This window comes from Curtobacterium sp. MMLR14_010 (assembly GCF_001865015.1).
GTDB lineage: Bacteria > Actinomycetota > Actinomycetes > Actinomycetales > Microbacteriaceae > Curtobacterium.
This window is the reverse complement of record NZ_MJGV01000046.1, coordinates 821745-835180: the sequence shown is the minus strand read 5'-3', so window position 1 is coordinate 835180 and position 13436 is coordinate 821745. Positions and strand designations below refer to the sequence as shown.

The 13436-nt window shown below is 66.3% G+C and carries 18 protein-coding genes; 6 read left to right on the top strand and 12 right to left on the bottom strand.

What is annotated here, in order from left to right; all coding sequences use genetic code 11:
* The first annotated feature begins 97 nt into the window (after positions 1–97).
* The 4 genes from BIU98_RS12490 to BIU98_RS12475 all read left to right on the top strand — a co-directional run bounded on the left by BIU98_RS12490 (position 98) and on the right by BIU98_RS12475 (position 3944).
* On the top strand, positions 98–799 hold the full coding sequence (locus BIU98_RS12490) for a hypothetical protein (RefSeq protein ID WP_175481351.1): 702 nt from the start codon (positions 98–100) through the stop codon (positions 797–799).
* A gap of 42 nt (positions 800–841) precedes the next feature.
* A complete protein-coding gene (locus tag BIU98_RS12485; protein WP_071276314.1) occupies positions 842–1162 on the top strand; it encodes a nucleotide pyrophosphohydrolase in 321 nt (106 codons plus the stop codon).
* Complete coding sequence (locus tag BIU98_RS12480; protein ID WP_071276312.1) at positions 1149–2885, top strand: DUF2075 domain-containing protein; 1737 nt, start codon at positions 1149–1151, stop codon at positions 2883–2885. Before BIU98_RS12485 ends, BIU98_RS12480 begins: the two co-directional genes overlap by 14 nt.
* Positions 2886–3281: 396 nt before the next feature.
* Complete coding sequence (locus BIU98_RS12475) at positions 3282–3944, top strand: hypothetical protein (protein WP_139200697.1); 663 nt, start codon at positions 3282–3284, stop codon at positions 3942–3944.
* Here BIU98_RS12475 and BIU98_RS12470 read toward each other — a convergent pair.
* Positions 3929–4333: a (deoxy)nucleoside triphosphate pyrophosphohydrolase gene (locus BIU98_RS12470; protein WP_071276308.1), complete on the bottom strand. Its 405-nt coding sequence runs from the start codon at positions 4331–4333 to the stop codon at positions 3929–3931. The two genes, BIU98_RS12475 and BIU98_RS12470, sit on opposite strands and share 16 nt — an antisense overlap.
* 38 nt (positions 4334–4371) lie before the next feature.
* Positions 4372–4602 (bottom strand): hypothetical protein, encoded by a 231-nt coding sequence (locus tag BIU98_RS12465; protein WP_071276306.1) that lies wholly within the window; start codon positions 4600–4602, stop codon positions 4372–4374.
* Positions 4603–4704: 102 nt separating this feature from the next.
* Between BIU98_RS12465 and BIU98_RS12460 the strand changes: the two genes are divergently transcribed.
* Positions 4705–4926 carry a DUF1653 domain-containing protein gene (locus BIU98_RS12460; RefSeq protein WP_254787885.1) on the top strand — a complete coding sequence of 74 codons (222 nt, stop codon included), beginning with the start codon at positions 4705–4707 and terminating at the stop codon, positions 4924–4926.
* A gap of 45 nt (positions 4927–4971) precedes the next feature.
* Here the strand turns inward: BIU98_RS12460 and BIU98_RS12455 are convergent, their stop codons facing one another.
* Positions 4972–5538, bottom strand: coding sequence for a hypothetical protein (locus tag BIU98_RS12455; RefSeq protein WP_071276304.1), 567 nt, complete (start codon positions 5536–5538; stop codon positions 4972–4974).
* Between the two features lie 166 nt (positions 5539–5704).
* Positions 5705–6343 (bottom strand): NUDIX domain-containing protein, encoded by a 639-nt coding sequence (locus tag BIU98_RS12450; RefSeq protein WP_071276302.1) that lies wholly within the window; start codon positions 6341–6343, stop codon positions 5705–5707.
* A gap of 92 nt (positions 6344–6435) precedes the next feature.
* Here BIU98_RS12450 and BIU98_RS12445 point away from each other — a divergent pair, with 92 nt between their 5' ends.
* Complete coding sequence (locus BIU98_RS12445; RefSeq protein WP_071276300.1) at positions 6436–7446, top strand: ADP-ribosylglycohydrolase family protein; 1011 nt, start codon at positions 6436–6438, stop codon at positions 7444–7446.
* Positions 7447–7525: 79 nt separating this feature from the next.
* Here the strand turns inward: BIU98_RS12445 and BIU98_RS12440 are convergent, their stop codons facing one another.
* From BIU98_RS12440 to BIU98_RS12400, 8 genes are all read right to left on the bottom strand, one after another.
* Positions 7526–8011 carry a hypothetical protein gene (locus BIU98_RS12440; protein ID WP_139200696.1) on the bottom strand — a complete coding sequence of 162 codons (486 nt, stop codon included), beginning with the start codon at positions 8009–8011 and terminating at the stop codon, positions 7526–7528.
* 615 nt (positions 8012–8626) lie between these two features.
* Complete coding sequence (locus BIU98_RS12430) at positions 8627–9010, bottom strand: hypothetical protein (RefSeq protein WP_071276294.1); 384 nt, start codon at positions 9008–9010, stop codon at positions 8627–8629.
* Between the two features lie 128 nt (positions 9011–9138).
* Positions 9139–9714, bottom strand: coding sequence for a hypothetical protein (locus BIU98_RS12425; protein WP_139200695.1), 576 nt, complete (start codon positions 9712–9714; stop codon positions 9139–9141).
* 21 nt (positions 9715–9735) lie between these two features.
* Positions 9736–10293: a hypothetical protein gene (locus tag BIU98_RS12420; RefSeq protein ID WP_139200694.1), complete on the bottom strand. Its 558-nt coding sequence runs from the start codon at positions 10291–10293 to the stop codon at positions 9736–9738.
* The gene (locus BIU98_RS12415) at positions 10268–10762 is read right to left on the bottom strand and encodes a hypothetical protein (RefSeq protein WP_071276288.1); all 495 of its coding nucleotides are present in this window, start codon (positions 10760–10762) and stop codon (positions 10268–10270) included. Before BIU98_RS12415 ends, BIU98_RS12420 begins: the two co-directional genes overlap by 26 nt.
* On the bottom strand, positions 10759–12459 hold the full coding sequence (locus tag BIU98_RS12410; RefSeq protein WP_071276286.1) for an alpha/beta hydrolase: 1701 nt from the start codon (positions 12457–12459) through the stop codon (positions 10759–10761). The genes BIU98_RS12415 and BIU98_RS12410 overlap by 4 nt, the downstream gene beginning before the upstream one ends.
* The gene (locus BIU98_RS12405; RefSeq protein WP_071276284.1) at positions 12456–12737 is read right to left on the bottom strand and encodes a hypothetical protein; all 282 of its coding nucleotides are present in this window, start codon (positions 12735–12737) and stop codon (positions 12456–12458) included. Before BIU98_RS12405 ends, BIU98_RS12410 begins: the two co-directional genes overlap by 4 nt.
* Before the next feature lie 122 nt (positions 12738–12859).
* Entirely contained in the window at positions 12860–13378 is a 519-nt protein-coding gene (locus BIU98_RS12400; RefSeq protein WP_139200693.1) for a hypothetical protein, read from the bottom strand.
* Positions 13379–13436: the final 58 nt, after the last annotated feature.

The window sequence follows — 13436 nt, the reverse complement described above, 5'->3', positions numbered from 1 at the left end:
GGGCGACGGCACTGTCGGGGAACCAGGCCCTCTGGGCAACCCGCGGATGAGGTCCTTCGCGGCTGCCACCGTCGCAGCGGTGGCAGCCGCAGTCCTCGTGGCGACCGGTCTCGTCGTCTCCGCGGTCGGGAGCCTGGAGTCGCTGGGACTGCTCGCCGGGCGCAGCACCGTGGCGATGACCGATCTGCCGTTCGGGCTGACCACGCCGGAGCAGATCGCGACCCTGACTGCGCTCGCGGACGACTCGGACGTCGCGCTCTCGATGCTCGTGCCGGACCGAGAAGGCCGACCCGGGGTGTGGACTGCGTGCGTGCTGCGCGGTGCACCGGCCGAACCGGTGTTCGACGGGAGCCTCCACGTGCGGCCGATCGGCGGCGGTGGGGAGCTCGACCTACGGACCACCTACGCGGTCGGCGGTGATGGTGCCGCGGTCGATGACTGCCTCGAGGACCTCCGGGCCGCCGGCTACCGCTACGAGGACCTGTCTCCGGCCGGCCTTGCGCCCCTCGCTGCTGGGCTGAGGAATCCGGGCAGCCTCGCCGCTGTCACCGCCACGGCGCTGGGGGTGACGGTCGCACTCATCGTGGAGTCCGGTCGTCGGGAGCAATGGCAGGTCCTGCGGCGCACCGTCGGCTGGTCGCGGCGTCGGATCGCTGTGCTCGAAGCTGCATCGATGGCAGCGCTGAGTGGGACCGCGGTCGTGATGTCGCTCGGAGGCACACACCGCGCGTGCCACTTGAGCAGCCGTCAATCGGGTAGGTGTTCAGGCAAACCTTCATGGGCTGCAGGCAGCAGGTGAATCGGCGGTGGGAGAGGACCTCTTCACTGCTAACGTGCGAACATGGCGGATGAGGGGCTACGCGACGAACTCCGCGAGTTCGTAGCGGAACGTGATTGGGCGCAATTCCACTTGCCCGAAAACTTAGCAAAGAGCATCTCGATCGAGGCCGCTGAGCTCCTCGAGTGCTTCCAGTGGTCTGCCGAGGCGGACACGGATCGCGTGCGAGCAGAGCTCGCCGACGTCCTTACCTACTGCCATCTGCTCGCGGATCGTCTGGGCTTCGATCCGACCACGATCGTGCGCGAGAAGCTCGCCGTCACGCGGGAGAAGTATCCAGCCGACCGAGCACGAGGACGAAGCACGAAGTATGACCAGCTTTGAGATCGCCAGGTGGCCGTTCACCGAGGCGCACCTTCGGCTCTGGCGCGCAGAGGATCCACGGTTCTTGAACTGGCCAGTCGTCTACATCCTGGACGACGGAAAGCGTGTCTACGTCGGCGAGACGCTGAACACGGCGTCCCGAATGCGGCAACATCTCGACTCTGCGGAGCGGCGTTCATTGAAGGCCGTTCGTCTGGTGCTTGACAGTACGTTCAACAAGTCGGTCTGTCTCGACCTGGAGTCTCGACTCATCGGACTGTTCGCCGGCGACGACAAGTACACGGTCCTCAACAGCAACAAGGGCGTCGTCAACGCGGACTACTACGACCGAGAGCGCTACCGCGCAACCTTCGAGGAGATCTTCGACGCACTGCGGGAGCAGAACCTCTTCACGCGGAGCATCGCGGACATTGAGAACAGTGAGCTTTACAAGCTCTCGCCGTTCAAAGCACTCAATCGTGACCAGGCGGTGGTCATGGAGGACATCCTTGAAGGACTGTTCGAGGATCTGGAGTCAGACACCGGGAGCACGATCGTGGTGCAAGGTGACCCGGGCACGGGTAAGACGATCGTCGCGGTCTACCTCCTCAAGCTCCTCAGCGACATCGCCAATGGCGTCGGAGTCGACGAGGTCGACGGGGACTCGATGTTCTCGGACTACTTCAACCTGGAGAACCGCGAGCAGCTCGCTCAGCTTCGTGTCGGTCTCGTAGTACCGCAGCAAGCGCTTCGGGCCTCCTTGAAGCGCGTCTTCCGCAAGACGCCCGGGCTGGACCAGTCGATGGTCCTGACTCCATTCGAGGTCGGCAAGAGCGACGAGAAGTGGGACTTGTTGGTCGTTGACGAATCACATCGGCTGAACCACCGCGCCAACCAGGCCTCCGGTCCCCAGAACAAGAGCTTCGGGGACATCAATGAGAAGCTCTTCGGCGCTGACGGTGACCGCTACACGCAGGCCGATTGGATTCGAGAGCAGAGCACGCACCAGATCTTCCTTCTCGACTCGGAGCAGAGTGTGCGGCCTGCTGACCTTCCGCAGAAGCTCCAGTCGGACCTCGCTCGGCATGCTCGGGAAGGTGGACGGTACTACCGACTCTTCACACAGATGCGAGTCCAGGGCGGTGCAGATTACGTCTCGTACGTGCGGGCGATCATGCGAGGTGAATCGCCTGAGCAAGAGACGTTCGGCGACTACGAGTTCCGGATGTTCGACGATCTCGGCGAGATGCACGACGCGATCCGTCTGAAGGACGCGGAGGTCGGACTTGCCCGCTTGGTCGCCGGGTACGCGTGGGAGTGGAAGAGCAAGCGGGACAAGAGCGCGATCGATATCGAGATCGACGGGCGGCGACTCCAATGGAATCAGACTCAAACGGACTGGATCACTTCCCCGGGGGCCATTGAGCAAGTCGGATCGATCCATACCGTGCAGGGATACGATCTGAACTATGTCGGGGTGATCATCGGGCCCGACCTGCGCTTCGACCCCGTCGCACAGCGGATCCTGTTCAACAGGTCGAGCTACTTCGACAAGAAGGGCGTGGAGAACAACCCGCGCCTCGGGATCACCTATTCGGACGACGACCTCCGCCGCTTGGTCGGTAACATCTACGCGGTGCTGCTCACCCGTGGGGTGCGAGGCACGTTCCTCTACGTCGCTGATGAGGATCTGCGCCGCCACCTACGTCAGTTCGTTGAACGATCTGGACGCCGACGCGCGTGAACGCTATGCGGTCGGTCGGCATCCTTCGGCTCAAGAGGGTGTGGATGTAGCGCAACCGGCAGTCACTCGTTAGCCTCTCGTCCGTTAGCAAAACGGAAGAGGGGAAACGTGCGGATCTTCTGGGTCAACCAGGGACAGACGTTCGGAGAAGAGCTGCGAGCGCGCGTGCTCTGGGCGCCCAAGCTGTCGCGGCCACGCGCAGGCGTGGAAGCAGGAACTCCTCGCGGACACTGGGAACGCATGCTCGACGCGTCTGCGGGGGACCTCGTCTTCCACTACTCCCGTGGGGCAGTTCGGGCATGGAGCACTGTCCTCGCCCCCGCCTTTGACGGACCTCCGCCGTTCGAGGATCCCGCGACCCGATGGTCCGCAGACGGCAGAGTGCTGAGAGTCGAGATGCAGGAGCTTGACCAACCGATCGAGCTGAACGGCATTCCTCTCGAACTCCGTACCGAACGGGACAACACCGCGTGGCCGTTCTCAACGCGCGGCGCTGTGAAGCAGGTGTATCTCTCCGAGGTTGCAGGGGCGCTCTCCGAATGGCTGTTGGCGGAAGTTGGCCTTCGCGTGGACGCCGCGCAACTTCCCGCTTGGCCTGATGATGGAACCGCCAATGCAGAGATCGACTACCGAGGGGATCGGCGCGTCGTGATCAACGTCCGGGGCGAGCAGACGCTGCTTCGGAAACATCTCTTCGGGGACGACCTCCTCGCGACCTGTTCGCTGTGCGGTCGGGATCTGCCTGTGGCAATGTTGGTCACCGCGCACATCAAGCGGAGAGCAGACACGTCCCGCGCCGAGCGCGGTCGAACGGACACTGTCATGCCAGCCTGTCTGATCGGATGCGATTCCCTGTTCGAACTGGGTTATGTGGTCGTCAACCCAGGAGGAGTGGTGGCACGCGGCCCGCGCCGCACACCGATGACGGAGGACCTGACTCTCGCCATCGATGCGCTGCTCGGGCGCACCTGTTACGTCTGGAACAAGGCCACAGAGCAGTACTTCGCTCACCATCGTCGATTCCAGAAAGCGAAAGCGCAACGTTACGGCCTTGGCTGATCCTCAGCCAGAAGCTGGACTGCGGGAAGATCCGGCAAGGCCCAGTCAAGGTGGTGGAGGTCCGACGGGAACATCCATTGCAACTCGTCGTGGTCGGCGCTCTCCTTGGGCTCGACACCGTCAAACTCGACTCGATAGCACGCAAGGTCTATTTGCAGCTCGCCCACCCGAGTGGTGGTCCGAGTCACCAGAAGCCCAATGCGTATCTTCGTGTCGAGTTCTTCGCGGATCTCTCGAATCAGTGCCTCTCTCGGATCCTCGCTTCGCTCGACTTTCCCACCGGGAAACTCCCAGAGGCCGGCAGACGTCCGCCCAGGCGCTCGTCTGCATGCGAGGATTTGACCGTTCTCCCGATTAATCACGGCTGCAACGACTTCGATGACCCGCATGAGTCAGTTCTATCGTGTCGCGGCAGGCCCGTGGTGCCTCACCGCTCGAGCTCCTGTTGCAGGAACTTCTGAACGCCCTCGTGCTCGGGTGTTTCCTCCACTACATAGACCTCCAGATCGCCATCCTCGGCGGTGATGTCGGCGACCCGATCCGCAGTTGCCCCCGCGTTGCACGGAGCGGAGACCAGCAAGGAGGCCGGATGCCAAGCCTCCCGAACGGCTACGACCACACGGAGCGACCTGTGGAACGCGCTGATTTCGGCGACCACGTCGCAAGTGGAATCGGCCGGTGTTCATTCTCTGACCTGTGGCGGGTTCTCGCGTGGGGAGGCCGTGTTTTGCGGTGGCTGCCCGGCCGTAGCATCGGGTGCGTGAGCAGCGACGTGACCCCGGGACGCTACCGACACTTCAAGGGCGGCGAATACGAGGTGCTGCTCGTTGCGAAGGACGTCGAGACCGAGGCGCCGGTCGTCGTCTACCAGGCGCTGTACGGGGAGCGCGGCCACTGGGTGCGGTCGCTCGAGGACTTCACGGCACATGTCGTCCGTGACGGGTACGACGGACCGCGCTTCGTGCCGATGTCCGGGCGCTGACGGCCCCCAGCTCGTCCCGCTGTGTGACGCGTCGAAGGACGGCCGCTACCGATCATTCGTCGCGGCCAGGTACCGGCGCGCGCCCCGGATCTGACGGCCGAGCACGACGCTGAAGACGGTCGCCACCACCACGAGGGCAGCGATGAGGATGCGGGGGAACTCCGGGTTCCAGACGTCATCGCGGATCACGTTCGGGACCTGTGGCCCGGCGATGCCCGCGTACAGCAGCAGGAACTGTCCCAGGGCCACGGGCAACGCCACCACGCTGCCCCGCGCCCAGTCGTGAGCCCTGTGCGCCAGCTCGGACCCCGCGGGCTCGATCGGCTGACCGGAGAACACCGCGCGCCGAACACCCTGCTGGTCCGCGCGGCCGAGCCCGCGGAGGGGGCCCTGCAGCGACGGAGCGACCCGGAAGGTCGCCGTGAGCAGCGAGAACGTCCCGCTGAGTCCGCCGACGCACAGACCGAAGCCGACGACCGACAGGAACCGTCCCAGCGCCGAGTCGGTGCCCGGCAGCAATGCCCCGATGACGGCTCCGACGACGAAGCCACCGATCGCGATGGGGATGGTGCGGCGCCACGCCCGCCGTGCGATCTCGTCGAGTTCCCCCATGCCTCCACCCTAGGAGGCACGGCTGCTCTCCGGCGCGCAGCCGGCGGTCCAGGGGGACCGGTGTGGAGGCCCGGATCACCTCGTCAAGGTCACGTGCGTTGCGGAGGTGAGCCGCGCCTCCAGGCCGGGTCTGCGCCGTCAGGCGACGTCGCGGAGCGGCCGCGCGCTACCGCCGGTACAACACCGCCGGCTTCCCCGGCCCCGCCGCTCGCTTCTCGGCGGTGGCCGTCAACATCGGCAGCATCGCCCGCCGGAACGAGTCCGGCAGCAGCCGCTCCCCGAGCACGGCCTCGTGCAACCCCCGCAACGCCGACATCGTGAACGGCGACGGCAGCAGCCCGTGCGGATCGGGAGCGCCCCGGTGGTCGGCGCGGAGCTGCGCAACCGCGAACTCGAGGATGTCGTCGTGCCCATGCACCATCCCGGTCGCCTCGCTGACGGGCGTGACCCGAGCCTCCAGTGCCGTCTGCAGAGCAGCAGCCGGCACCACGTCGAGGTGCGCCACCGACAGCACCCATCCCCGGTCGTCCCGCGAGGGATCGTCGAACACGTGCAGCTGCCGCGGCGCGAGCCCGGTCACGCCGGCCTTGTCCCGCAGTGATCGCAGCACAGCGTCAGCGAGCCGTTCGCCCTCGTGGACGAACGTCCCCGGCAGGCGCCAGTCCCCGGCGACCTGGTCGCGGACTTGGACGACGGAGAGCGGCCCACCGATCGGCACGGTCAGGACGGCGGTGTCCACCGCGACCGAGGGCCGAGGGTAGTCCGACAGCCGCTTGCCGCTGCTGTCCCGGAAGGAGTCGCTCATGCGGCGAGTTTACGCGGTCTTGCGCAAACGTGAAGCGCCGTGCATGATGGGTTTACGCGATCCTGCGTGAACCCGAACCGATCGGAGCGGCCATGACCCTCAACCCGGACATCCTCGACCGTGCGGTGGGCGCCGTTCTCGGATCCGCCGCGGGCGACGCCCTCGGCGCCGGCTACGAGTTCCAGCCGCCCGTCCCGGAGCCCACCCTGATCCGCATGAAGGGCGGCGGGATGTTCAACTGGGCACCGGGGGAGTGGACCGACGACACGAGCATGGCCGTCCCGATCCTGCGGACCCTCGCCCGCGGTGGGTCCTTCGCCGACGAGGCTGTCCTCGACAGCCTCGTCGCGGCCTGGGCCGACTGGGCGCGGACCGCCCCGGACGTCGGCATCCAGACACGGAGCGTCCTGGCCGGTCTGGGCCCACGCGAGCCGGTTCCGGCGCGGCGCGGAGCTTGCGGAGCGGCGGGACGGCCGAGCTCGTGGGGAGAGGCTCGGACCGCCTCCGCAGCGCGCGCTGCGGCCCGTCTCGAACACGACCAGAGCGGTCGTTCCGCTGGCAACGGTTCGCTGATGCGGACGACGCCGCTGGTCCTCGGGTACCTGGACGACGAGGCGGCGCTCGTCACGGCGGCGCGCGCGGTCAGCGATCTGACCCACTTCGAGGCGGACGCCGGTGACGGCTGCGTGCTCTGGTGCCTGGCGATCCGGCACGCGATCGTGCACGGGGTGCTCGACGTCCGGCGGGGGCTGGACTTCCTGCCCGAGGACCGCCGCGCGCTGTGGGCTGACCGGCTCGACGCAGCCGAGGCCGGCGTGCCCGTCGACTTCACCGCGACGAACGGCTGGGTCGTCTCGGCGCTGCAGGCCGCGTACGCCGCGGTGCTCCGGGCGGACTCGCTCGAGGACGCCCTCGTCGCCGCAGTCCGGTCGGGCAACGACACCGACACGGTCGCGGCGATCGCCGGAGGACTGGCGGGGGCCGTCCACGGCGCGTCGGCGCTGCCCGCGCAGTGGCGTGAGTTGCTGCACGGGTGGCCGGGGCTCCGCGCGGACGACCTCGTGGCGCTGAGCTCGCAGGCACTGCGGGGTGCCGCGGTCTGAGTCGGCGCGGCGTCGGAGGCTTCGATGGGGGGAGTCTCCGGCGCCGGCTGGGTGGTCGGGATTGCGGGCGAGCCGCGGCTCAGTCGAAGTCGCTTGCCGCTCCGTCCGCGCAAGCGGATGAGACCTGCAGCACCGTGTTCATCGCACTTGCGCTCAGAGCGACCTGTGCGCCGCTCGACGATTCGCCGCCGACGAAGTAGAGGGGCCGCTTGTCGGTGAGTTCGCTGGTCGACCGGTTCGTCGAGAAACCAGCGCCCTTGAGGACAGTGGCTGCGCGTGCGGCATACTCACGTGGGTCCTCGGTGGCAGCGCCCTGGACAGCCCAATGGAACTCGACGCCTTCGTCCGAATGCGGTCCGCACTCCACCGAACTGGGCGACGGGGACAGCGGCACGGCTTCGTCGTCGAGCTTCCGCAGCTCGGCGATGACGTCGCTGCCTTCCTGGCGCGCTTCGGTGGGTCTCACCGTCTGTTCCTCGGACTGCGTTGGTGTGGATGACCGGACCGGGCCTGAGCCCGCGCACGCGCTGACTGAGAGCGGGACGAGCGCGACGAGCGCCGCCATGATGATCGTGCGTCTCGAGTGCATTCGAGGTGGTCGCTTCCGCAGGGCTCGGCGGTGACTTGATGTTGCGGCTGAAGCTCGGGTGGCCTGTTCTCGGGCGCACGGCCCTCGGCGATCGGTCATGTTCGCCCTCGGCCAGATCCTCGAGACGCCGGGATGCAGGTCGATTCGACTGTGACTGTCGTCGTCCGCGGATTGGCTGTCACCGCGATGGTCGGGCGTCCGTCGTCGTCGGCCGTCGCCTGGTACAGCGTCCCGTACGTCCCGGCTTCTGCTGAGGTGATGGTGACCGGCCGGGCGTCATGTCGCAGCGTCGTCGCGACCGAGTCGATGTAGGCCTTCGGATCCTCCGATGCAGAACCCGCCGCGTTCCAGTGCCACTGCTGGCCGCCGTGCGGATCGCCGTGGTGCGTGCACTCGGCGTCGGCGGGCTCGGAGTTCGTGTTGCCGGACGACCACGTCGAGCCGGGGACCGAGAAGACCAGTCGGAGCGAATCTTCTGCGGCATACCGAGTGCTCGTGCTGTTCGTCGACGAACTTCCTCCGGGATCGGACGCGCAACCGGCGACCCCCGCTGCAAGCAACGTCGCGAGGACTGCCGAGACTGCACCAGACCTACCCATCGCTCGCACCACCGATGTAGTCCGAGACTTCCCCCGTCCCGCACAAGGACTCCACCTGGATCGAGGTCCGGTGCTCGCTCGCGTTGACCGAGATGGATCGCACGGGTTCACCTTCGCCCACCACCGTGTAGAGGGTCAGCCCGTCGCCTCGCTGACCCTGGCGCTCCGAGTTCGTGAGGCCCTGCGCTTTCCAGTACTTCTCAATCCGGTGGACCAGCGATTCCGGGTCCGCTACGCCTGCGGCCTGCTGGTTCCACGAGAACGAAACGCCAGAACTTCCAGCCTTCAGAACACAGGCGTCGGGCGACGGCGCGCCGCCCACGCTGGTCCACTCACCGTCGGCTTCCGTCATGGTGTCCCGCACGAACTGCTGCATCGAAGAGCGAACCTTGTCAGCGTTCATCAGGTCTGCACCCCCTTCGTCATGCGACTGCGAGCAGCCGGCGAGACACAGTGTCGTACTGAAGGCGATCGCTCCAGACAGGAGCAGGGAAGTTCGTCGCTTCACCGATCACCCTCCCATTCGGTCTCGCCAGCAACGGTCCGGTCACCCGTTGGACCGAGTTTCTCCGCGTCGCCAGCGACGCAGACCGAGTCCACCATGATCGAGGACCCTTTGGCATTCGCTGATGCAGCGACCGTCGGCAAGCGCTCGCCCCGAGCCACTGCCTCGTGGAGTGTCCCGTACTTGCCGTACTCGGTCTCGCGGAACTGCACCGAGAAGCCTCCTTCGCGCAACGCCTTGCCGACGGCCGCGATGTACGCCTTGGGGTCCGTCGGAGCGCTCCCGTTGACGAACCAGTGGTACTGCACGCCAGCGTGGGCATCACCGTTGAACGTGCAGACAGTCGGCGCAGGCCTGGCCTCGCGTTGATTGGCGGGCCAGTCGCTGCCAGGGACGTCGAACACGCGAAGCAGCGCCGCGTCGCCATCCTGCTTGCTCTTCTGTATGTCCTTGTCGGAACTTCCCGTGCTCGCGCAGCTGGTCAGCACCGTCGCGATCGTGAGGAGAACGGCGGTCCGCCAGGGAAGCACTCGGAACCGCTGGTGCCAGCTTCTCGGTCGCTCGGGCGATGGCATCTGATTGCGTCCGCTGATCCGTCAGCGCTTGATGAAGTCGTTGACGTTTCCCGTGCCGCACAAGGACTGCACTTCGATCGTCATGCGATCCGTTGTGGCGGAGAACAGGATCGTGTCGACGTCCCTGTCGACGGAGCCCACTCGATGCAGGATCTCGCCGTCCGCGCGTTTGACGCTCTGCGTGTTCGTCGCGAGACCCTTGTCCCGCCAGGCTCCGTCGACGCGCTCCAGGGCCGCCGTCGGATCTTCAACCCCGTCGGCAATCTGGTCCCAGGAGAAGGTGACCCCTTCTTCACCCGACGGAGTACTGCACGAGTCAGGAGAAGGCCCGTCGCTGGTGCTCGTCCACCTTCCACCCGCGACTTTCATCGTGTCCTTGACCAGCGACTGCATCTGATCAGATGCGTGGCTCGCTGTCGCAATCTGCCCGAGCGGAGCCCGGGTGCACGAAGTAACAGTGAACATCATCGTCAGGGTGAGCGCCGCCGTCGCAAAACGATGCGCACCAGGGCGTTCTTGACTACTCGTGATCGACAAAGCCAAACCTGCATCGTCAGTGCTGAGTGAAGTCGTCGACATCACCAGAGCCGCAGAGCGACTCCACGTTGATCGACATGCGGCCCGTCGTGGCGTTGAACTGAATTGAGTCGACTTCGCGACCTGCAGAACCGACTCGATGCAGGGTCAGACCGTCCGCACGCTTGACGCTCTGAGTCCTGGTCGCGAGCCCTTTGTCTCGCCAGGCTCGATCGACGCGCTGCATCACGGCTTCCGGATCGCTCGGACCGGCGGCGTCTTGATCCCAGGAGAACCAGACGCCCTTACCGCCGTCAGGCGTAGTGCATGGGTCCGCAGCCGGACCGTTGCTCGCGCTTGTCCACTTTCCGCCAGCGACCTCCATGGTGTCGCGGACGAGGGATTGCATCTGCTCCGAAGCGTGCTTGGCGTCCAAGGTCGATGTCCCCTTCGTCGTAGTGCATGCGCTGGTGGCGAATGCGACCGTCAGGATGAGCGCGGCCGTCGTGGCGCGGCGGATGTGTGATGTCATCGGGTCGGGAAGTTCCCTGTCGTCGCACGGGCCATGTTGTTGAGAGATTCAGTGTCCATGTCGAAGTAACCGTACGAGTTCGGACGCGACGCGCTGTTCGCGAGCGGGTCGTGTGTCGTGACGCCGTGCATGTCGTCGAGTCGTGGCACCCCAGCGGTCGCCAGGTACGTCCCGCCGAAGGACGGGCTTGCCGGATCGTGTCGGGTCATGCTGCCCATCTGCCCCAGCCACGACCAGCCGTCGCCTTTCTTTCCGAGGAGGCCGTCGTCCCCGATCGAGCGTGGTGCCTGTGCGACGAACACGTGATCGGCGTGGATGTCTGCAGCGGTCGGGATGTCCTGTTCAATCCCCGCAGAACCGGCTGACACCCAGTTGTCGACGCCGTAGTCCCGCTCGGCGAGTGTGATCGACGAGGTCGTTGTGCCGTAGGAATGTGCGACGACGTTGAGGTGCCCTTTGCCGTCTCCGCGCGTCGCGTTGAACCCAGCGAGGTCATCGCCGAGGCGTTCCGCTCCTGCTCGAGCCATGTCTCCGTGCAGGACTGCTGGCGGCCCACCAGGGGTCTTGTAGTTGAGCCAGGCGACGACTGCGGTGGATTCCTCTGTCCATGCGCGTTGCTGACGGCGGAGGTCGTAGGCCGCACGCTCGACGACCGTCGTGTTCGGAGTGTCTGAGTTCATTCCGGGTACGACGTAGGTGACGTTCTGGGCAGTGTCGAGGTTCCCGATCGCGACCGCGGCGAGTGGTGGGTGATCGGGCTGCAGGGTGATCAGGGAGACGCCCTTGAACTTCTTGAGGGAGGACTTGATGTTCTTGTAGGCGACAACGTCTTGCCCCGACGCCGTCTTGAGCTGCGACTCGAGCGTTGTGCGGTTCGCCTTGTCGCGAGCCCAGTAGGCCACGCCGTTGAGATTACCGAGCAGCAGCGGGACACCGTCCACCAAGGCCTGCTGTGCGTCACTGTGCGTCGAGGCGCTGCCCTTGCCGTCCGGGCCACCGAGAGAGTTCCACCAGTCGGCGATGACCTTCGGGTCCCGGATCTGCCCCAGTCGATCGGTCACGGCCTTGTCGAGCCCGATCCGGGGGAGCGCGTCCGCCGGCTGACTCGCGAGCCAGGCGAGGAACGCTGCATCGCTCATGCCGTCGACCGCGGACGCAGACGGCGGCGGCGTGCCGAGTGCCTCGTCGCCCTGGAGCTTCGCGACGACGGCAGCATCGGCGGACTGGCGGCGGGCGACGAGGTCATTCCACGACCGGTCGAGGGCCAGCTTCGTCGTCTGGTAGGCGACACCGAGCGCCGACGCCGTGACGACCTCGGTCATTGACTGGTCATCATCGGCGGTGCTCAGACGGTCGAGCGTGCGAGTGTTCGATGCGATGTCCTGGTCGTTGCGCAGCTGCGCGGCCTTGATCGTTCGCGCGTCGGACTGGATCTGCTCGAGCTTGGCTGCGTAGTCGGACAGCGCGAAGGCGACGGTGTCGATCCGACTCGACACGCGTCCGACCTGGGTCCGCAGCTCCTGCGCCTTGGCGGTGAACGCCGTCCGGGATGCGGCTTCCCAGACGCTGCTCGTGGCAGACGACGCGGCGGTGCTGATCGACTCACCGGCGTTGTCAACGGAGATCGCCCGTTGGTCGAGTACCTGAGCGAGTCGTCGGATCGAGTCCACGTCGCCGGACATCGGGTCGACGCTCATCCGTGTGCCTTCTTGGCGAGTTCGTCGTCTGCCTGGGTGAAGCTCGTCACGGTCGCTCGGACGCCGGATGCGAGAGCGGCAGCGGAGGCTGCGACCGACTGCAGCATCGCCGACTGGATCCGGACCGCGTTCTCGAGCGCTGCGGTCACCGCCGGGCTGCCGGTGTCGGCCCCTCCAGCTCGAGCGCTCAGCGTCAGGGCCGACAGGTCGTCCCCGCTGCCGCTGACCTTGTCCGCGATCTGCCCGACCGCCCCCTTGTCGAACACGAGTTGCGCCATGTCATCACCCTCCCCCGAGATGGTACGAACGGCAGCATATCAGTAAGTCGTGCGGGCGAGGAGCAGCTCGATGTCGTCAGCGGCCGCCCCCTTGTCCTCCTGGGGTGCGTCCGACCAAGTGGCTACTTGGGCAGCCCCAACCGCTCGCACTCTGCCCACTGCTCGGGGCGGCGCTCGGCGATCCACGCGGTGAAATCCCCGTACCCACGGTGGTTCGTGAAGATCATGAACTGCTTCTTCCGCTGCGCGTTCCAGGCGGTCAGGCTGATGAAGGTCGGACCACCGTTCGACTGCACTCCGTAGCGGAGGGTGTGGATGTCGTCGACCTCGCGACGGCGGAACCGGCCGAAGCCGGACTTCACGTCGTAGTGCCGGTCGTAGACGTTGATGCGACCAGCCGCGAGCGCCAGCCCGAGCAGCAGCGACCCGGCTCCGAGACCGAGGAAGATCCCGTACGCGGGACTGTCGTCACTCGGTGTCGAGACCAGCTGCACGATGATCCCCGGTACTCCGATCAGCAGGCAGAAGGTGCCGAGGACCGTGAAGACGACCCCGGGGAACCGAGGTCGTCGGACGACGATCATCGGCGCCACCTCCGCCTTGGTCGCGCTTCCGCCCCATGTGTTGATGCTCTCGCTCATCGTTCCCCCTCCGACGGCGACTGTACCGCCGGGAGGCACCCTTGCCGATGAGCACGAT

Bases quoted from the DNA above. Each gene is read 5' to 3' on its own strand.
- BIU98_RS12450 (WP_071276302.1), bottom strand. From the start codon at position 6,343: ATGAGCGACTCCTTCCGGGACAGCAGCGGCAAGCGGCTGTCGGACTAC.
- BIU98_RS12440 (WP_139200696.1), bottom strand. From the start codon at position 8,011: ATGGCGGCGCTCGTCGCGCTCGTCCCGCTCTCAGTCAGCGCGTGCGCG.
- BIU98_RS12420 (WP_139200694.1), bottom strand. From the start codon at position 10,293: ATGTCGACGACTTCACTCAGCACTGACGATGCAGGTTTGGCTTTGTCG.
- BIU98_RS12415 (WP_071276288.1), bottom strand. From the start codon at position 10,762: ATGACATCACACATCCGCCGCGCCACGACGGCCGCGCTCATCCTGACG.
- BIU98_RS12400 (WP_139200693.1), bottom strand. From the start codon at position 13,378: ATGAGCGAGAGCATCAACACATGGGGCGGAAGCGCGACCAAGGCGGAG.
- BIU98_RS12475 (WP_139200697.1), top strand. From the start codon at position 3,282: ATGCAGGAGCTTGACCAACCGATCGAGCTGAACGGCATTCCTCTCGAA.
- BIU98_RS12480 (WP_071276312.1), top strand. From the start codon at position 1,149: ATGACCAGCTTTGAGATCGCCAGGTGGCCGTTCACCGAGGCGCACCTT.
- BIU98_RS12445 (WP_071276300.1), top strand. From the start codon at position 6,436: ATGACCCTCAACCCGGACATCCTCGACCGTGCGGTGGGCGCCGTTCTC.
- BIU98_RS12430 (WP_071276294.1), bottom strand. From the start codon at position 9,010: ATGCAGCAGTTCGTGCGGGACACCATGACGGAAGCCGACGGTGAGTGG.
- BIU98_RS12425 (WP_139200695.1), bottom strand. From the start codon at position 9,714: ATGCCATCGCCCGAGCGACCGAGAAGCTGGCACCAGCGGTTCCGAGTG.
- BIU98_RS12405 (WP_071276284.1), bottom strand. From the start codon at position 12,737: ATGGCGCAACTCGTGTTCGACAAGGGGGCGGTCGGGCAGATCGCGGAC.
- BIU98_RS12485 (WP_071276314.1), top strand. From the start codon at position 842: ATGGCGGATGAGGGGCTACGCGACGAACTCCGCGAGTTCGTAGCGGAA.
- BIU98_RS12410 (WP_071276286.1), bottom strand. From the start codon at position 12,459: ATGAGCGTCGACCCGATGTCCGGCGACGTGGACTCGATCCGACGACTC.
- BIU98_RS12455 (WP_071276304.1), bottom strand. From the start codon at position 5,538: ATGGGGGAACTCGACGAGATCGCACGGCGGGCGTGGCGCCGCACCATC.
- BIU98_RS12470 (WP_071276308.1), bottom strand. From the start codon at position 4,333: ATGCGGGTCATCGAAGTCGTTGCAGCCGTGATTAATCGGGAGAACGGT.